This is a genomic window from Microbacterium sp. AG790 (assembly GCF_003634765.1).
Classification (GTDB): domain Bacteria; phylum Actinomycetota; class Actinomycetes; order Actinomycetales; family Microbacteriaceae; genus Microbacterium.
Genome location: NZ_RBWZ01000008.1, coordinates 114,723 through 131,671 on the forward strand (window position 1 = coordinate 114,723; position 16,949 = coordinate 131,671).

Annotated in this window: 15 protein-coding genes; 13 read left to right on the plus strand and 2 right to left on the minus strand. The window is 67.2% G+C overall.

All coding sequences use genetic code 11. The features are described from left to right. Positions 1 to 42: 42 nt before the first annotated feature. Both uvrB and DEU37_RS08430 read left to right on the plus strand, forming a co-directional pair. Positions 43 to 2,112 carry an excinuclease ABC subunit UvrB gene (uvrB, locus tag DEU37_RS08425; protein ID WP_121190215.1) on the plus strand — a complete coding sequence of 690 codons (2,070 nt, stop codon included), beginning with the start codon at positions 43 to 45 and terminating at the stop codon, positions 2,110 to 2,112. Positions 2,113 to 2,236: 124 nt separating this feature from the next. Then, on the plus strand, positions 2,237 to 3,811 hold the full coding sequence (locus DEU37_RS08430) for a UDP-N-acetylmuramoyl-L-alanyl-D-glutamate--2,6-diaminopimelate ligase (RefSeq protein WP_259457213.1): 1,575 nt from the start codon (positions 2,237 to 2,239) through the stop codon (positions 3,809 to 3,811). Positions 3,812 to 3,839: 28 nt separating this feature from the next. Here the strand turns inward: DEU37_RS08430 and DEU37_RS08435 are convergent, their stop codons facing one another. Beyond that, positions 3,840 to 4,082 carry a hypothetical protein gene (locus DEU37_RS08435; RefSeq protein ID WP_121190218.1) on the minus strand — a complete coding sequence of 81 codons (243 nt, stop codon included), beginning with the start codon at positions 4,080 to 4,082 and terminating at the stop codon, positions 3,840 to 3,842. Between the two features lie 32 nt (positions 4,083 to 4,114). On the opposite strand from DEU37_RS08435, the gene DEU37_RS08440 reads away from it, so the two are divergent. From DEU37_RS08440 to DEU37_RS08490, 11 genes are all read left to right on the plus strand, one after another. Next, on the plus strand, positions 4,115 to 4,552 hold the full coding sequence (locus DEU37_RS08440) for a MarR family winged helix-turn-helix transcriptional regulator (protein ID WP_121190220.1): 438 nt from the start codon (positions 4,115 to 4,117) through the stop codon (positions 4,550 to 4,552). 58 nt (positions 4,553 to 4,610) lie between these two features. Next, positions 4,611 to 7,523 carry an excinuclease ABC subunit UvrA gene (gene uvrA / locus DEU37_RS08445; RefSeq protein WP_121190221.1) on the plus strand — a complete coding sequence of 971 codons (2,913 nt, stop codon included), beginning with the start codon at positions 4,611 to 4,613 and terminating at the stop codon, positions 7,521 to 7,523. A gap of 2 nt (positions 7,524 to 7,525) precedes the next feature. Next, complete coding sequence (uvrC, locus tag DEU37_RS08450) at positions 7,526 to 9,448, plus strand: excinuclease ABC subunit UvrC (RefSeq protein WP_121190223.1); 1,923 nt, start codon at positions 7,526 to 7,528, stop codon at positions 9,446 to 9,448. A gap of 44 nt (positions 9,449 to 9,492) precedes the next feature. Continuing rightward, positions 9,493 to 10,368: an RNase adapter RapZ gene (gene rapZ, locus DEU37_RS08455; protein WP_121190224.1), complete on the plus strand. Its 876-nt coding sequence runs from the start codon at positions 9,493 to 9,495 to the stop codon at positions 10,366 to 10,368. Between the two features lie 39 nt (positions 10,369 to 10,407). Next, complete coding sequence (gene whiA, locus DEU37_RS08460; RefSeq protein ID WP_005049255.1) at positions 10,408 to 11,385, plus strand: DNA-binding protein WhiA; 978 nt, start codon at positions 10,408 to 10,410, stop codon at positions 11,383 to 11,385. 130 nt (positions 11,386 to 11,515) lie between these two features. Beyond that, complete coding sequence (locus DEU37_RS08465; RefSeq protein WP_121190226.1) at positions 11,516 to 12,145, plus strand: superoxide dismutase; 630 nt, start codon at positions 11,516 to 11,518, stop codon at positions 12,143 to 12,145. A gap of 138 nt (positions 12,146 to 12,283) precedes the next feature. Next, a complete protein-coding gene (gap, locus tag DEU37_RS08470) occupies positions 12,284 to 13,294 on the plus strand; it encodes a type I glyceraldehyde-3-phosphate dehydrogenase (protein WP_121190228.1) in 1,011 nt (336 codons plus the stop codon). A 9-nt stretch (positions 13,295 to 13,303) separates the two neighbouring features. Then, the gene (locus DEU37_RS08475) at positions 13,304 to 14,521 is read left to right on the plus strand and encodes a phosphoglycerate kinase (RefSeq protein WP_121190230.1); all 1,218 of its coding nucleotides are present in this window, start codon (positions 13,304 to 13,306) and stop codon (positions 14,519 to 14,521) included. Then, positions 14,521 to 15,303 (plus strand): triose-phosphate isomerase, encoded by a 783-nt coding sequence (gene tpiA / locus DEU37_RS08480; protein WP_121190485.1) that lies wholly within the window; start codon positions 14,521 to 14,523, stop codon positions 15,301 to 15,303. Before DEU37_RS08475 ends, tpiA begins: the two co-directional genes overlap by 1 nt. 171 nt (positions 15,304 to 15,474) lie before the next feature. Beyond that, positions 15,475 to 15,723: a preprotein translocase subunit SecG gene (gene secG, locus DEU37_RS08485; protein WP_036283588.1), complete on the plus strand. Its 249-nt coding sequence runs from the start codon at positions 15,475 to 15,477 to the stop codon at positions 15,721 to 15,723. Further along, positions 15,723 to 16,079 (plus strand): RNA polymerase-binding protein RbpA, encoded by a 357-nt coding sequence (locus DEU37_RS08490; protein ID WP_005049266.1) that lies wholly within the window; start codon positions 15,723 to 15,725, stop codon positions 16,077 to 16,079. The genes secG and DEU37_RS08490 overlap by 1 nt, the downstream gene beginning before the upstream one ends. Before the next feature lie 87 nt (positions 16,080 to 16,166). Here the strand turns inward: DEU37_RS08490 and pgl are convergent, their stop codons facing one another. Further along, positions 16,167 to 16,946, minus strand: a complete 780-nt coding sequence (gene pgl / locus DEU37_RS08495; protein WP_121190232.1) for a 6-phosphogluconolactonase — start codon at positions 16,944 to 16,946, stop codon at positions 16,167 to 16,169. Between the last annotated feature and the right edge of the window lie 3 nt (positions 16,947 to 16,949).

Genomic DNA, 16,949 nt, shown 5'->3' on the forward strand with positions numbered 1-16,949 from the left:
AACGACGCGGTCGATGTCGGAGGCCGAGCCTACGCTGGAGGCATGCAGACCACGCGATCCGTCCGACCGTTCGAGGTCGTCAGCGAGTATGCGCCCAGCGGCGATCAACCGAAGGCCATCTCCGAGCTCGCGGCGCGTATCAACGCGGGGGAGACCGACGTCGTCCTGCTCGGCGCGACCGGTACCGGCAAGTCGGCGACGACGGCATGGCTGGTGGAGCAGGTGCAGCGACCCACGCTCGTCCTGGCGCACAACAAGACGCTGGCGGCGCAGCTGGCCAACGAGTTCCGCGAGCTGATGCCGCACAACGCCGTCGAGTACTTCGTCAGCTACTACGACTACTACCAGCCCGAGGCCTACGTCCCGCAGACGGACACCTTCATCGAGAAGGACTCGTCGGTCAACGCGGAGGTCGAGCGCTTGCGCCACTCGACGACGAACTCGCTGCTGAGTCGCCGCGATGTCGTCGTGGTCAGCACGGTGTCGTGCATCTACGGCCTCGGCGCGCCCGAAGAGTACCTGCGCGCGATGGTCGCCCTCCAGGTGGGCGAACGGTACGACCGCGACGCGCTCATCCGCAAGTTCATCGCGATGCAGTACAACCGCAACGACGTCGACTTCTCACGCGGCAACTTCCGCGTGCGCGGAGACACGATCGAGATCATTCCCGTCTACGAGGAGTACGCCGTTCGCATCGAGCTGTTCGGCGACGAGATCGAGGCGCTGTACATGCTCCATCCGCTCACCGGAGACGTCGTGCAAAAGCTCGACAGTGTGCCGATCTTCCCCGCTTCGCACTACGTCGCCGGCACCGATACGGTCCATCGCGCCATCGGCACGATCGAGGCCGAGCTGGCCGAGAGGCTGGCGGAGCTCGAGGGTCAGGGCAAGCTGCTGGAGGCGCAGCGCCTGCGGATGCGCACCACGTTCGACTTGGAGATGCTGCAACAGCTCGGCTTCTGTTCGGGTATCGAGAATTACTCCCGACACATGGACGGTCGGCAGCCCGGCGAGCCGCCGCACACGCTGCTCGACTTCTTCCCCGACGACTTCCTGCTCGTGATCGATGAGTCGCATGTCACCGTGCCGCAGATCGGTGCCATGTACGAAGGCGACGCCTCGCGCAAGCGCACGCTCGTGGACCACGGCTTCCGGCTGCCCAGCGCGCTCGATAACCGGCCGCTGCGTTTCGACGAGTTCAAGAACCGCATCGGGCAGACGGTCTATCTGTCGGCCACGCCGGGGCGCTACGAGATGGGCATCGCCGACGGCGTCGTCGAGCAGATCATCCGCCCGACGGGTCTGGTCGATCCGCAGATCGTGATCAAGCCCTCGAAGGGGCAGATCGACGATCTGCTGGAGGAGATCCGGGTGCGTGTCGAGCGTGACGAACGCGTTCTGGTCACCACGCTGACGAAGAAGATGGCGGAAGAGCTGACGGACTTCCTCGGCGAGCACGGTGTTCGCGTGCGATACCTCCACTCCGACGTCGACACGCTGCGCCGCGTCGAACTGCTCACCGAGCTGCGCCAGGGCGTCTACGACGTGCTGGTGGGAATCAACTTGCTGCGTGAGGGCCTCGACCTGCCCGAAGTCTCGCTCGTGGCCATCCTGGATGCCGACAAGGAGGGGTTCCTCCGCAGCGGCACGTCCCTCATTCAGACGATCGGTCGCGCGGCACGAAACGTGTCCGGTGAAGTGCACATGTACGCCGACAACATGACCGATTCGATGCGCTCGGCGATCGAGGAGACCGAGCGTCGTCGTGAGAAGCAGATCGCGTACAACACGGCTCACGGCATCGATCCTCAACCCCTGCGCAAGAAGATCGCCGACATCACCGATGTGCTGGCACGCGAGGCCTCCGACACGAAGGCGCTTCTCGCCCGCGGGGGTGGCGCGGGTCGAGCAGGCTCGCCGACGCCGCGCTTGCGCCGAGAGGGCATCGCGGCAGAGGGAGCCATGCAGCTCGAGGCGACCATCGAGGATCTCTCGCAGCAGATGCTCGCGGCAGCCGCTGAGCTCAAGTTCGAGCTTGCCGCGCGGCTTCGCGACGAAGTTCAGGATCTGAAGAAGGAGTTGCGCGCGATGGTCAATGCGGGCCACGCGTGAGCGCGCCCATCGCGGGTCATCGAACCACCTGAACGAAGGCGGGCGCCGTTGATGGCGGCGCGAAGTCGGACTCTGCACGGCGATGCTGACAGCCGCGTTCCCATGGGTTTGCTATCGTCGCCGGGTGAGCATCGAGCAGTCCTCCCCGTCGGATCCTTCGGAGCTCGAAACGGGGGCGGAGCAACGCGCCGCAAACCGTCCGCAGGAGGTCATCCCTCGCGCACTCGCCGACATCGCCGACCAGGTCGGTGCCACGAGTGTCGCCGGTGACGCGTTCGTCACGGGCATCGCCCTGAGCACGGCCTCGACGCAGCCGGGTGATCTCTTCCTCGCGCAACCGGGCGCTCGAGCCCACGGTGCCCACTACCTCGCCGATGCGGTCAACGCCGGGGCGGTCGCGGTGCTCACCGACGCGGCGGGCGCCGACATCATCGATGCCACGCCCGGCGTCTCCGCGCTGCCTCGGATCGTGGTCGACGGGCATCCCCGCCGCGTGTTGGGCGGCCTCGCCGCGTGGTTCTACGATCAGCCTGCGCGTGCTCTGAAGACGATCGGCATCACCGGAACTCAGGGCAAGACGTCCACGACCTATCTCGTCGACGCGGCGCGCCAGTCTCGGCGCACCGGGGTCATCGGTTCGATGGGAACGCGCATCGACGGTGTCGCCGTTCCTTCCACCCTCACCACTCCGGAAGCCCCGCAGATGCACGCACTGCTGGCGCTCATGCGTGAGCGCGGCGTCGATGTCGTCGCGTCCGAGGTCTCGAGTCATGCCATCACGATGGGACGCGTCGAGGGTCTCCGCTTCGACGTCGGCATCTTTCTGAACCTCGGCCACGACCATCGCGACTTCCATGGCACGCAGGAGGCCTATCTCCTGGCGAAGCGCGAGCTGCTCACGCCGGCGATGTCCGCTGTCGCGCTCGTGAACGCCGACGACCGTGCCGGGCGGCGTCTGCATGCGGATGCCGAGTTGAACACGCAGTCGTTCTCGGTCACGGGGCGCGACGCCGACTGGCGCGCCGTCGACATCGACCTGCGGCTGGATGGCTCCTCCTTCCGCGTGATCGGACCGGACGGGCAGACAGCACGGTTCACCACGCCGCTGGTCGGTGAGTTCAACGTCAGCAACATCCTGGCCGCGGTCGCCGCCCTCGACATCGTCGGCCACCCGCTCGCGGCATCCGTGGCGGGGATCTCGAGCTTCTCGGGCGTCGAGGGTCGGGTCCAGTTCGTGCCCGTGGATGCCGAGTTCCAGGTCGTCATCGATGCCGGCCACAAGCCCGAGGCGATCAACGCGCTGCTGCGGGCGATGAGGCCGCTGACGCCGGGGCGCATCATCACGGTGATCGGATCCAACGGCAACCGCGACGCCCACAAGCGTCCGCTCATGGGGCGCTTCTCGGCGATGGCGTCGGACATCGTGATCGTCACCGATGACAATCCTGCCGATGAGGACCCGGAGACCATCAGACGAGCCGTCGTCGCCGGCACGCGCGGGTCACGCGCGGAGGTCTTCGACGTCGGGGGACGCGCGGAGGCGATCCACAAGGCCGTCGAACTCGCCCGGGAGGGTGACCTCATCGCCATCGTGGGCAAGGGCGACGAGCGTCACCAGATCATGCGCGACGGCGTCATCGTTCCGCACAGCGACCCCGACGAAGTGGAGTGGGCGCTGCGGCAGCGCGCGGGGTCATGACGATCGAGCGCGGCTGAGAGCGAGCCGATCAGGGGCAGTGCATGAGCGGCTTCGGGCCGCTGCGGTCGAACGTGTGCTGTGACATCGCGTGGCCGCAGAGGGGGCACGCCCGGTCGGCGCGTGCGGGCTCGGGCTCGCTCTCGTACGGCCCGACTGAGGCTGGACCGGCCAGGCGGATGAGCCGCGTGTTCAGGTACGTGTACCACCCGCCGGCGTCGCGTACCCGCTGGCGCAGTGGCGGTTGGTCGGGATCACTTCGTGTCATGAACATTAGTGTACTAACGAAATGATTACACTGGACGCATGGAATCGCGTGACGATCTGCTGAAACTCGAGAACCAGCTGTGCTTCGCGCTCGTGACGGCCGCACGCAACGTGGTATCCATCTACCGTCCCGTCCTCGATCCGCTCGGACTGACGCACCCGCAGTACTTGGTGATGCTCGCCCTCTGGGAGCAGTCACCGCGCTCGCTGGGTGAGCTCGCGGAGGAGCTCGCGATGGAGCCGGCCACCCTGTCGCCCCTCGTCAAGCGTCTCGAGGCGCAGGGGCGGGTCAGTCGGACGCGACGTGCCGACGACGAGCGCGTGCTGGATATCGCGCTCACGGCGGACGGGATGTCTCTGCGTGAGAGGGCACTGGAGGTTCCCGGACAGATCATGGCGAGAGTCGGGATGGATGCCGCACAGCTGGCGGCGCTGCGTGACGGTCTCGCCCCCTTCGCCGGCCGTCGGCCGGACTGAGGCTACGCCGAGAGCGCACCTCGGATCCCGTGTCGGAGGCCACACCTAGACTTGTCCGGTGCCCATCGTCCCCGTTGCCTCGTCGAAACTCAGCGTCCGCGGAGCCCGCGTCCACAACCTCAAGAATGTGGATCTCGACATCCCGCGCGACTCCCTCGTCGTCTTCACCGGGCTGTCCGGTTCGGGCAAGTCCAGCCTCGCTTTCGACACGATCTTCGCCGAAGGCCAGCGTCGTTATGTGGAGTCGCTCAGCGCTTACGCGCGACAGTTCCTCGGTCAGGTCGACCGTCCGGACGTCGACTTCATCGAGGGATTGAGTCCCGCCGTCTCGATCGATCAGAAGTCGACGAACCGCAACCCGCGTTCGACGGTCGGGACGATCACCGAGATCCACGACTACATGCGTCTGCTGTGGGCCCGCATCGGTGTTCCGCATTGCCCCGAGTGCGGCGCTCAGATCCAGCGACAGACCGTGCAGCAGATCGCCGATCAGCTCATGGAGCTGCCCGAGCGCACGCGCTATCAGATCGTGGCGCCGGTCGTGACGCAGAAGAAGGGCGAGTTCGTCGACCTCTTCAAGGAGCTGTCGGCCAAGGGATACGCCCGCGCCGTGGTGGACGGAGAGCTGATCCAGCTCGCGGAGCCCCCGACGCTGAAGAAGAGCTACAAGCATGACATCGCCGTCGTGGTCGACCGCCTGGTGGCCAGTGGCGACATCCTCGGCCGCGTCACCGACTCGGTGGAGACGGCGCTGGGCCTTGCCGACGGCATCGTCCAGATCAACTTCGTCGACGAAGAAGGCGACGACGCGTGGGTGAGTTTCAGTGAGAAGCTGGCCTGCCCGAACGGTCACCCGCTCCAGCTCACCGAGATCGAGCCGCGCACCTTCTCGTTCAACGCTCCGTTCGGAGCCTGCCCCACGTGCTCGGGTCTGGGCACGCGGATGTCGGTCGACGTCGAGCTGATGCTGGGCGATGAAGAACTGTCGATCAACGACGGCGTCATCATCCCATGGACGACGCAAGGCAAGGGGCTCTACCAGTACTACGAGCGACTCTTGGTGGGTCTGGCCGACGACCTCGACTTCTCGCTCGACACACCGTGGCGAGATCTGTCCACGGATGTCCAGGACGCGATCCTGCGCGGTGAGAACTACAAGGTCACGGTGAAGTGGCGCAACCGCTATGGCCGGGAGATGCGCTACTCGTCCGGTTTCGAGGGTGTGGTGCCCTACATCGAGCGTCAGTACACCCAGGCCGAGACCGACGCGCAGCGCCAGCGGTGGGCGGAGTACCTTCGTGAGGTCCCGTGCCCCGTGTGCCACGGCGACCGGCTGAAGCCAGAGGTGCTCGCGGTGCTGGTGCACGATCACTCCATCGCCGACGCGTCGCGCATGAGTCTGGCCGACGCGCAGCAGTACTTCGCGCAGCTCGAGCTGACCGACCGGGAAGCGAAGATCGCCGCCGCCGTGCTGAGAGAGATCCGCGCGCGCCTGGACTTCCTCGTGCAGGTCGGACTGAACTACCTGAGCCTCGGCCGCTCGGCGGGCTCGCTCTCCGGCGGTGAGGCCCAGCGCATCCGACTTGCGACGCAGATCGGATCGGGTCTGACGGGCGTGCTGTACGTGCTCGACGAGCCTTCCATCGGACTGCACCAACGCGACAACCGCCGGCTGATCGAGACTCTCGTTCGGCTGAAGGACCTGGGCAACACCCTCATCGTCGTCGAGCACGACGAAGAGACCGTGCAGGCCTCGGATTGGATCGTCGACATCGGGCCTCGCGCCGGCGTCGACGGCGGCGAGGTCGTCCACTCGGGCCCGCTGTCCTCACTGCTCGAGGAGGAGCGCTCCCTGACGGGCGCGTACCTCAGCGGGCGGCGGGCGATCGCGACGCCCAAGAAGCGTCGCAAGGTCGACAAGAAGAGAATGCTGACCGTCGTCGGCGCGCGCGAGAACAACCTGCAGAACGTCACCGCCGAGTTCCCGCTCGGCGTGCTCACCGCAGTGACGGGCGTCAGCGGCTCGGGCAAGTCGACGTTGGTCAACGGCATCCTCTACGAAGTCCTCGCGACAAAGCTCAACGGGGCGCGGCGTGTGGCGGGCAAGCACACCCGCATCACCGGGCTCGACAACCTCGACAAGGTCGTGCACGTCGATCAGGCTCCCATCGGACGGACGCCGCGCTCCAACCCCGCAACGTACACGGGGGTGTTCGACCGCATCCGCACGCTGTTCAGCGAGACGCCCGAGGCGAAGGTGCGCGGCTATCAGCCCGGCCGGTTCAGCTTCAACGTCAAGGGCGGCCGCTGCGAGGCATGTTCGGGCGACGGCACCATCAAGATCGAGATGAACTTCCTCCCCGACGTCTACGTCGACTGCGAGGTCTGCCACGGAAAGCGCTACAACCGTGACACGCTCGCGGTGCACTACAAGGGCAAGAACATCGCCGAGGTGCTCGAGATGCCGATCTCGGAGGCGGCCGACTTCTTCGAGCCGATCCAGGCGATCCATCGTTTCCTCAAGACGCTCGTCGACGTCGGTCTCGGCTACGTCCGGCTCGGGCAGTCGGCGACGACCCTCTCCGGCGGCGAGGCGCAGCGGGTCAAGCTCGCGACCGAGCTGCAGCGCCGCTCGAACGGGCGCAGCATCTACGTCCTCGACGAGCCCACGACCGGTCTGCACTTCGAGGACGTGTCCCTGCTGCTGAAGGTGCTGGGCGGTCTCGTCGACAAGGGCAACACGGTCGTCGTCATCGAGCACAATCTCGACGTGATCAAGTCGGCCGATTGGATCATCGACCTCGGACCCGAGGGCGGTTCGGGCGGCGGGCGCATCGTCGCGACGGGTACACCCGAGCAGGTGGCGCGCGTCGAAGAGAGCCACACGGGCGCCTTCCTCGCCGAGATCCTCGCGGCGAAGCCGTCTGACGCGGGTGCGACGGCGCGGGGGCCGGTGCGGAAGGCAGGCTGACGATGGCCGACGCGCTTGCCTACAAGCCGAAGCCGGGGGAGATCCCGACCCAGCCGGGCGTATACCGCTTCCGCGACGCGGACGGTCGCGTTCTCTACGTCGGCAAGGCCAAGAATCTGCGTGCCCGCCTGTCGAACTACTTCGCCCCGTTGCATACTCTGCACGAGCGCACCCGCCGGATGGTGCTGACGGCGGCATCCGTGGAGTGGACGGTGGTCGGCAGCGATGTCGAGTCGCTGCAACTGGAGTACATGTGGATCCAGGAGTTCTCGCCGCCGTTCAACGTGCGGTACAAGGACGACAAGTCCTACCCGTACATGGCGATCACCCTGGCCGACGAAGCGCCGCGCGTCATCGTGACCCGCAATCGGCGCATCCCCGGAGCGCGTTATTTCGGACCGTACCCCAAGGTGTGGGCCGTGCACGACACGATCGACCTGATGATCAAGGTCTTTCCCATCCGCACCTGCTCCGATGCGTCGTACAAGAAGGCCATGGCGACGGGACGGCCGTGCTTCCCGGGGCAGATCGGTCGGTGCGGGGGACCGTGCTCGATGAAAGTCACGGTCGAGGAGCATCGCGCGATCGTCGACGATTTCGTCGCTTTCATGGCCGGCGGAGACCAGCGCTTCGCGCGTGATCTCACCGCACGCATGCGCGAAGCGGCGGCGGCGATGGACTACGAATCGGCCGCGGTGTACCGCGACAGGCTGCAGGCGATCGACGCGGTACTGAGCCGCAGCTCTCTCGTCCTGGCCGAAGACACGGATGCCGATCTGTTCGGCATCGCGGAAGACGAACTCTCGGCGGCGGTGCAGCACTTCGTCGTCCGCGGCGGTCGCGTCCGCGGCGTCCGTGCCACGACCATCGACAAGGAGCTCGACATCTCCTCCGCCGACCTGGTGGATCAGGTGATCCAGCGCACCTACGGCGACGCTGCGGCATCCGACATCCCGCGCCAGGTTCTCGTGCCCCGCCTGCCGGACGATGCGGCCGAGCTGGAGCAGTGGCTGCAGGAGCGGCGCGGCAAGCGCGTGAGCGTGCAGGTCGCGCAACGCGGCCGCAAGGCCGACCTGATGCGCACGGCGACCCTCAACGCACAGCAGGCACTGCTGCTGCACAAGACGCGCCGTACCTCCGACTACACGTCGCGCACGAAGGCTCTCACCGACCTGCAACTCGCTCTGGGCATGGACGAGGCGCCGCTGCGGATCGAGTGCTATGACGTGTCTCATCTGTCGGGTACCAACGTGGTCGCCTCGATGGTGGTCTTCGAAGACGGTCTGCCGCGCAAGGATCAGTACCGCTCGTTCAGCATCGCAGAGACCACCGACGACACCGACTCGCTCTATCAGGTGCTGACGCGGCGCCTGGCCCACGTCGACCGCGACGAGGCCGCGGCCGCCGCGGAGTCGGAACGGCCGGCGCCGGCGACCGATCCGGCTGATCCTGAGGCGCCGGTGGTCGCCGAGCGCAAACGCCCGCGGTTCGCGTATCGTCCGCAGCTGCTGGTCGTCGACGGCGGCGCGCCCCAGGTCGCCGCGGCCGCGCGCGCCCTCGAGGATGCCGGGCACACCGAGATCACGCTCTGCGGCATCGCCAAGCGTTTGGAGGAGATCTGGCTGCCGGGGGAGGACTTCCCGGTGATCCTTCCGCGCACCTCCGAGGCGCTCTACCTGATCCAGCGGCTGCGTGACGAGGCTCACCGCTTCGCCATCACTCATCAGCGCAAGCGCCGCAAGCGCGACATCTCGACCGTGCTGGGTGAGGTGCCCGGCCTCGGCGACGCGCGTATCAAAGCGCTGCTGCGACACTTCGGGTCGGTCGCCGCTCTCAGCAACGCCTCCGCGGACGAGATGACGGTGCTCCCCGGGATCGGCCCCAAACTCGCCGCCGCGATCGAGCAGCGCCTCGCGAATCGCTAGGCTGTGCTCATCCGCACCGGCCCTCGAACACCCAGGGAGAGCACGTGACCGACGATCAGCGCGCCGGTGAGGTGCTCATCGTCACCGGCATGTCGGGAGCGGGGCGCACGACGGCGGCCAACGCCCTCGAAGACCTCGGCTGGTACGTCGTCGACAATCTGCCGCCGCAGATGCTGGTGCATCTGCTCGAACTGACCGAGATGGCAGGCGGGGCGCTCCCGAAGCTCGCCGCGGTCGTCGACGTCCGCGGGCGCGATCTCTTCCAGGCGCTGCCGGCGGTCACGAACGCGTTGCGGGCCGGACGGCAGCTACGGGTGCTGTTCCTCGACGCCGCAGACGATGTGCTCGTGCGCCGGTTCGAGTCCGTGCGGCGGCCGCACCCGTTGCAGGGTGACGGAACGATCCTCGACGGCATCCTGCGCGAGCGCGATCGTCTCCGGGTGATCCGCGAGAGTGCCGACGTCATCATCGACACGAGCGAGATGAACATCCATCAGCTCGCCTCGCGCGTCGTCGACCTCTTCAGCGACGTCGGAGAGGCGCGCCACACCATCACGGTGATGAGTTTCGGCTTCAAGTACGGTCTGCCGACCGACGTCGACCTCGTCACCGATATGCGCTTCCTGCCGAACCCGTATTGGGTCCCCGAGCTGAAGGGACACACGGGTGAAGAAGAACCCGTGCGTGACTTCGTCCTGGCCCAAGAGGGTGCACGCGAGTTCATCGACGCATATGCGAGCGCGCTGCATCCCGTGCTCGCCGGCTATCAGCGCGAGAACAAGCGCCACTCCGTGCTTGCGGTGGGCTGCACCGGAGGCAAGCATCGTTCGGTCGTGACGGCGGTGGAGCTCGCCGACAGGCTCGCACAGGTTCCCGGGGTCGCCGTTCGGGTGAAGCATCGCGACCTCGGTCGCGAGTAGGCTGTTCCTTTGTCCCGCACCCCCGAACGAAGGATCGCTGTGTCGCCAACCGTTGACGTGAAGTCAGAGCTGGCCGCGGTCCGCGACCCTCGTCCCACGGCGCGGGTGGCCGAACTCACCGCCATCCTCCGCTTCTCCGGTGGGCTGCACTCGATCGCGGGCCGCGTCGCCGTCGAGGCCGAACTGGAGACCGACCCGCTCGCGCGTCGTGTCGCCCGCGACATCATGGAGATCTACGGGGTCCGTCCCGAACTGCATCGTGTGCAGGCGTCGGGCGGTCGCGCCGGCGGCCACTTCGCCGTCCGTGTCATCGAAGGCGGCGAGACGCTCGCCCGTCAGACGGGTCTGCTCGATGCGCGTCGTCGTCCGGTGCGGGGGCTTCCGAACAAGCTGACCACGGGCGCTCGCCATGATCTGGCCGCCGTCTGGCGCGGTGCGTTCCTCGCGAGCGGCACGCTGTCCGACCCCGGTCGGTCGGCCGCGCTGGAGATCGCGTGCCCGTCTGGCGAGGCGGCCATGGCGCTGGTCGGGGCCGGGCATCGCATCGGCATCGCCGCCAAGGCCCGCGAGGTGCGCGGCGTGCCCCGCGTGGTCGTGCGCGACGGTGAGGCGATCCGCGTGGCCCTCGCCGAGATGGGCGCGGTGCGCACGGCCCAGGCCTGGGAGGAGATGCGCCAGCGCCGCGAAGTGCGCGCCGGCGTGAACCGACTCGTCAACTTCGACGACGCCAACCTGCGTCGCTCGGCGCAGGCCGCCGTCGCCGCGTGCGCGCGGGTCGAGCGTGCGCTCGAGATCCTCGGCGACGAGGTCCCCGATCACCTCCGCGAAGCGGGAGAGCTTCGTCTGTCCCACCGCGACGCGAGCCTGGATGAGCTGGGGCACCACGCCGACCCGCCGTTGACCAAGGATGCCGTGGCCGGCCGTATCCGGCGTCTTCTCGCCATGGCCGACAAGAAGGCCGTCGCCGACGGCATCCCCGGCACGGACTCCGCGGTTCCGGAGGGCCTCGAGGACTGAAGCCGCCCGAGGCCGTTACACGTCGTCCTCAGAGGGAACAACCCCCTCGCTCCCGCGTTGCACCTCAATAGGATGGCAATGTCCCATCGCCGCAGCGCAGTTGCGGCGCCGACGACAGGAAGAAGAGAACATGGCGATCTACACGCTGCCCGACCTCCCCTACGATTTCGCAGCTCTCGAGCCGCACATCAGTGGCAAGATCATGGAGCTTCACCACGACAAGCACCACCAGGCGTACGTGACGGGTGCGAACACCGCGCTCGAGCAGCTCGCCGAGGCCCGTGAGAGCGGCAACCTCGCGAACGTCAACAAGCTGGAGAAGGACCTCGCCTTCAACCTCGGCGGACACGTCAACCACTCGATCTTCTGGACCAACCTGGCGCCGGCCAGCGACGGCGGCGGCGGGGCTCCCGAGGGCGAGCTCAAGGCGGCCATCGACGAGTTCTTCGGCGGCTTCGACAAGTTCCAGGCCCACTTCACGGCGGCGGCCACCGGCATCCAGGGCTCCGGCTGGGCGGTGCTCAGCTGGGACACGATCGGCGAGCAGCTGATCATCCAGCAGCTCTTCGACCAGCAGTCCAACACGGCGCAGGGAACCATCCCGGTCTTCCAGCTGGACATGTGGGAGCACGCCTTCTACCTGGACTACCTCAACGTCAAGGCCGACTACGTCAAGGCGGTCTGGAACATCGCCAACTGGGGCAACGTCGCCGAGCGCTTTTCGACGGCGCGCGAGAAGACGGCCGGACTGCTCAAGTAGTAGTCTCATGACCAGGTGAGGATGCCGGGTCCCTCCCGGCGACGGGTGGTGACCCGGCATCCTTTTTCCTTCACACACCAAGTTCGCGAGTGGCGCGTCGAAACGCCGTCGCCGTCGCGACATGAACCGGGAGACAACGTGTCTGTCAAGATCGGAATCAACGGCTTCGGCCGTATCGGCCGCAACTTCCTCCGTGCCGCGCTGGAGCAGGGAGCTGACCTCGACATCGTGGCGGTGAACGACCTCACCGACAACAAGACCCTCGCCCACCTGCTCAAGTACGACTCCGTCGGCGGCCGCCTCGACGCCGAGGTCTCGTACGATGCTGACTCCATCACCGTCAACGGCAAGGCCATCAAGGTCTTCGAAGAGCGCGACCCGGCGAACCTCCCGTGGGGCGAGCTCGGCGTCGACATCGTCATCGAGTCGACCGGTCGCTTCACCAAGGCCGTCGACGCGAAGAAGCACATCGAAGGCGGTGCGAAGAAGGTCATCATCTCCGCTCCCGGCACCGACGTCGACGGCACCTTCGTCATGGGTGTCAACGACGGCGACTACGACGCGGCGACGATGAACATCATCTCCAACGCCTCCTGCACCACGAACTGCCTCGCGCCCCTCGCCAAGGTCTTCAACGACAACTTCGGCATCGAGCGCGGGTTCATGATGACGGCGCACGCCTACACGGCCGACCAGAACCTCCAGGACGGCCCGCACAGCGACCTGCACCGCGCCCGTGCCGCCGCGATCAACATCGTCCCGGCTTCGACCGGTGCGGCCAAGGCCATCGGCCTCGTCCTGCCCGAGCTCAACGGCAAGCTGAGCGGCTCGTCGTACCGCGTGCCGGTTCCCACCGGTTCGATCGTCGACCTCACGATCATCACCCCGACCGAGGGCCTCACGGCCGAGGTCATCAACGCGGCCTACAAGAAGGCTGCGGCCGAGGGTGAGCTCGTCGGCTACCTCAAGTACAACGAGGACGCCATCGTCTCCAGCGACATCCAGCTCGACCCGCACTCGTCGGTCTTCGACGCGGGCCTGACGAACGTCTCCGGCAACCTCGTCAAGGTCTCGTCCTGGTACGACAACGAGTGGGGCTACTCGAACCGCCTCGTCGACCTCACCGAGCTCGTCGCCGACAAGCTCTGAGGCTTCGCCATGGCTTTGCGCACCCTTGCATCCCTCGGGTCGCTGGCCGGTAAGCGCGTCATCGTCCGTGTTGACTTCAACGTCCCTCTGAAGGACGGCGTCATCACGGACGATGGCCGTATCCGGGCGGCTCTTCCGACCCTCAACGAGCTCATCAACCAGGGCGCGCGCGTCATCGTGTGCTCCCACCTCGGTCGCCCGGACGGCGCGCCCGACCCCAAGTACAGCCTCGAGCCGGTTGCTCAGCGTCTCTCGGAGCTGCTCGGCAAGCCGGTCGTGTTCGCCCGCGACACGGTGGGGGAGTCCGCCCAGGAGGCCGTGGCAGCGCTCGAGGACGGCGATGTGACCGTCATCGAGAACCTGCGCTTCAACCCCGGTGAGACCGCGAAGGACGACGCCGAGCGTCGCGCCTTCGCGGAGCAGCTCGCCGCCCTCGGCGACGTCCTCGTCTCCGATGGTTTCGGTGTCGTGCACCGCAAGCAGGCGTCGGTCTACGATCTCGCCGAGCTGGTGCCGTCGGCCGCGGGGTATCTGATCGAGAAGGAGGTCGACGTGCTCGACCGCCTCACGGAGAACCCTGCGCGCCCCTACGCCGTCGTCCTCGGCGGGTCGAAGGTCAGCGACAAGCTGGGTGTCATCGCCCATCTGTTGCCTCGCGCAGACAAGATCCTCGTCGGTGGCGGCATGCTCTTCACCTTCCTGGCGGCTCAGGGCCACCCGGTCGGCAAGAGCCTGCTCGAGACCGATCAGATCGAGACCGTCAAGGGCTACATCGCGGATGCCGCGGCGCGCGGCGTCGAGCTGATCCTCCCGGTCGACGCGGTCATGGCATCCGGCTTCGCCGCCGATGCCGATCACGTCGTCGCCTCCGCCGACGCGCTCGAGGACACCCCCTTCGGCGCCGACGGCATGGGTCTGGACATCGGTCCGCGTACGGCGGAGATCTTCGCCGACGCGATCCGCGGCGCGAAGACGGTGTTCTGGAACGGGCCGATGGGCGTGTTCGAGATGCCGGCGTTCGCAGCCGGAACGAAGACGGTCGCGCAGGCGCTGACCGAGGTCGACGGTCTGTCGGTCGTAGGTGGCGGCGACTCGGCAGCAGCCGTTCGTCAGCTCGGCTTCGCGGACGACCAGTTCGGTCACATCTCGACCGGTGGCGGCGCAAGCCTGGAGTTCCTGGAGGGCAAGAAGCTCCCCGGGCTGGAGATCCTGGGATGGGAGGCCTGATGTCGCGCACACCGCTCATCGCCGGCAACTGGAAGATGAACCTCGACCACCTTCAGGCGGTCGCGTTCGTGCAGAAGTTGCACTGGACATTGAAGGATGCCGGGCACGACGACGGATCTGTCGAGGTGGCGGTCTTCCCGCCGTTCACCGATCTGCGCACGGTCCAGACGCTGCTGGATGCCGACAAGATCCCCTTCGCGCTGGGCGCTCAGGACCTGTCGACGCACGACTCCGGCGCCTACACGGGCGAGGTCTCGGGAGCCTTCCTGAGCAAGCTCGCCTGCCGGTACGTGATCATCGGTCACTCCGAGCGTCGCGAGTACCACCACGAGTCCGACGCGATCGTCGCCGAGAAGGTTCAGGCGGCGCTGCGGCACGGCCTGGTCCCGGTGATCTGCGTGGGTGAGACGCTCGAGCAGCGTGAGCAGTCGGGGCCCACGGCGGTCTCGGTCGCGCAGCTGCAGGCGGCTCTGGCTGGGGTTGCGACCGACGCGGACATCGTCGTCGCCTACGAGCCCGTCTGGGCCATCGGCACCGGTCAGGTGGCGTCGCCCGAACAGGCTCAGGAGGTGTGCACGGCGCTGCGCCAGGTGCTCTCCGAGACTCTCGGTGCGGATGCCGCGGCGCGTACCCGTGTGCTCTACGGCGGTTCGGTGAAGTCCGGCAACATCGCCAGCTTCATGCGGGAGCCCGATGTCGACGGCGCGCTCGTCGGAGGGGCGAGCCTGGTGGCCGACGAGTTCGCCGCCATCATCCGTTACCAGAAGCACGTCGGCGTCTGACACGGGTCATTCGACGCGCTGCGCTCCGCGTTTCGACCCGCTTCGCTCGCTCAACGACCGGAGGAGAGCCTCCGGTCGTTGAGCGAGAACCGCAGGGCGCGAGTGCAAACCTCGGTATACTCGACCTTTGTGCGCTCGATGACGCGGGCGCCGCGAAAGGCTTTTTCGACTGTGGACATCCTCGAGTTCGTACTGCAGGTGGTGCTGGGCATCACCAGCCTCCTGCTGACCCTCCTGATCCTCCTGCATAAGGGGCGCGGTGGCGGCCTGTCCGACATGTTCGGTGGCGGCATGAGTTCCGCCCTCGGATCGTCGGGTCTCGCGGAGCGCAACCTCAACCGGTTCACTGTCGTCCTCGCACTCGTCTGGTTCGTCGCGATCGTCGCGCTCGGACTCATCACCAAGTTCCAGGGGCTCTGATGGCAACCGGCGGAAACGCGATTCGCGGCACCCGAGTGGGTGCCGGACCCATGGGCGAGCAGGACCACGGCCATCACGCCGACCGCATCGCCGTGTCGTACTGGGACGCTCTGGGAAACGAGACCGTCCGCTACTTCGCCGCGGGAATCGCGGAGGAGGAGATCCCCGAAGTCATCGATTCTCCGCACTCGGGACTGCCGGCGGGACGTGACAAGGACAACCCCCCGGCTCTCGCGAAGACCGAGCCCTACAAGACGCATCTGGCTTATGTGAAGGAGCGTCGCACCGACGAAGAGGCCGATGCCCTTCTCGACGACGCCCTGCAGCAGCTGCGGGAACGCCGCGGCCAAGCCTGACCTTCCGGCCCGAGGCCCACGCAGAAGCCCTCGTGCGAGACGAATGATCGTCGCGCACGAGGGCTTCTGCTGTGAGCTGAGGGTCGATCAGAAGTCTTGGTCGATGAGCTCGGCGGGCACGTTCGCGGCGGCGGCCTCGTCGACGAAGAACATGGTCTTCTTGCGCCCCTTGGCGCCGGCCGCCGGCACGGTCTCATAGCTGGCGCCGGCGAGGGCCAGACCGAGGGCGGCCGCCTTGTCGGTGCCGGAGACGACCAGCCACACGCAGCGTGCGGAGTTGATCACCGGCCGGGTCATGGTGACACGCACCGCCGGCGGTTTCGGGGCATCGTGGACGGCGACGACCGTGCGATCCGTGAGCTGGATCTCGCCACGGTCGGGGAACAGTGAGGCGACGTGTCCATCAGATCCGACGCCCAAGAAGCACACGTAGAACTCAGGCCATGCCTGTTCTGGCGTGCCGAAACGCGCCAGCTCGTCGGCGTACGCGCCCGCCGCGGCATCCGCATCGGGTGCGTCGTCACTGGCGGAGATCGTGTGGATGTTGCTCGAGGGGAGCTCGACACGGTCCAGAAGCGCGGCGCGCGCGGCGCTGTCGTGACGGTCGGGGTCGTCCGGTGCCGCGAACACCTCGTCGCCCCACCAGATGTGCACGAGCGACCAGTCGATGTCGGCGCGCCGAGGGCTCTCACCGGCGGCGCGCAGCACGGCAGTGCCGATCTGGCCGCCGGCGAGAGCGATGTGCGTCGTCTTGCCCGCGGCCGATCGGCGAGCGAGACGGGAGAGCAGACGCTCGGCGACCGCCGTCGCCAGCGTCGGCGCGTCGGGGCTGATCACGACACGCTTCTCGGTCCACATCTGCGCCATCGG

Excerpts from the sequence above, each read along its gene's own strand:
- tpiA (WP_121190485.1), top strand. The coding sequence starts at position 14,521 with ATGTCGCGCACACCGCTCATCGCCGGCAACTGGAAGATGAACCTCGAC.
- DEU37_RS08440 (WP_121190220.1), top strand. The coding sequence starts at position 4,115 with ATGGAATCGCGTGACGATCTGCTGAAACTCGAGAACCAGCTGTGCTTC.
- uvrB (WP_121190215.1), top strand. The coding sequence starts at position 43 with ATGCAGACCACGCGATCCGTCCGACCGTTCGAGGTCGTCAGCGAGTAT.
- DEU37_RS08465 (WP_121190226.1), top strand. The coding sequence starts at position 11,516 with ATGGCGATCTACACGCTGCCCGACCTCCCCTACGATTTCGCAGCTCTC.
- DEU37_RS08435 (WP_121190218.1), bottom strand. The coding sequence starts at position 4,082 with ATGTTCATGACACGAAGTGATCCCGACCAACCGCCACTGCGCCAGCGG.
- DEU37_RS08490 (WP_005049266.1), top strand. The coding sequence starts at position 15,723 with ATGGCAACCGGCGGAAACGCGATTCGCGGCACCCGAGTGGGTGCCGGA.
- DEU37_RS08475 (WP_121190230.1), top strand. The coding sequence starts at position 13,304 with ATGGCTTTGCGCACCCTTGCATCCCTCGGGTCGCTGGCCGGTAAGCGC.
- pgl (WP_121190232.1), bottom strand. The coding sequence starts at position 16,946 with ATGGCGCAGATGTGGACCGAGAAGCGTGTCGTGATCAGCCCCGACGCG.
- uvrC (WP_121190223.1), top strand. The coding sequence starts at position 7,526 with ATGGCCGACGCGCTTGCCTACAAGCCGAAGCCGGGGGAGATCCCGACC.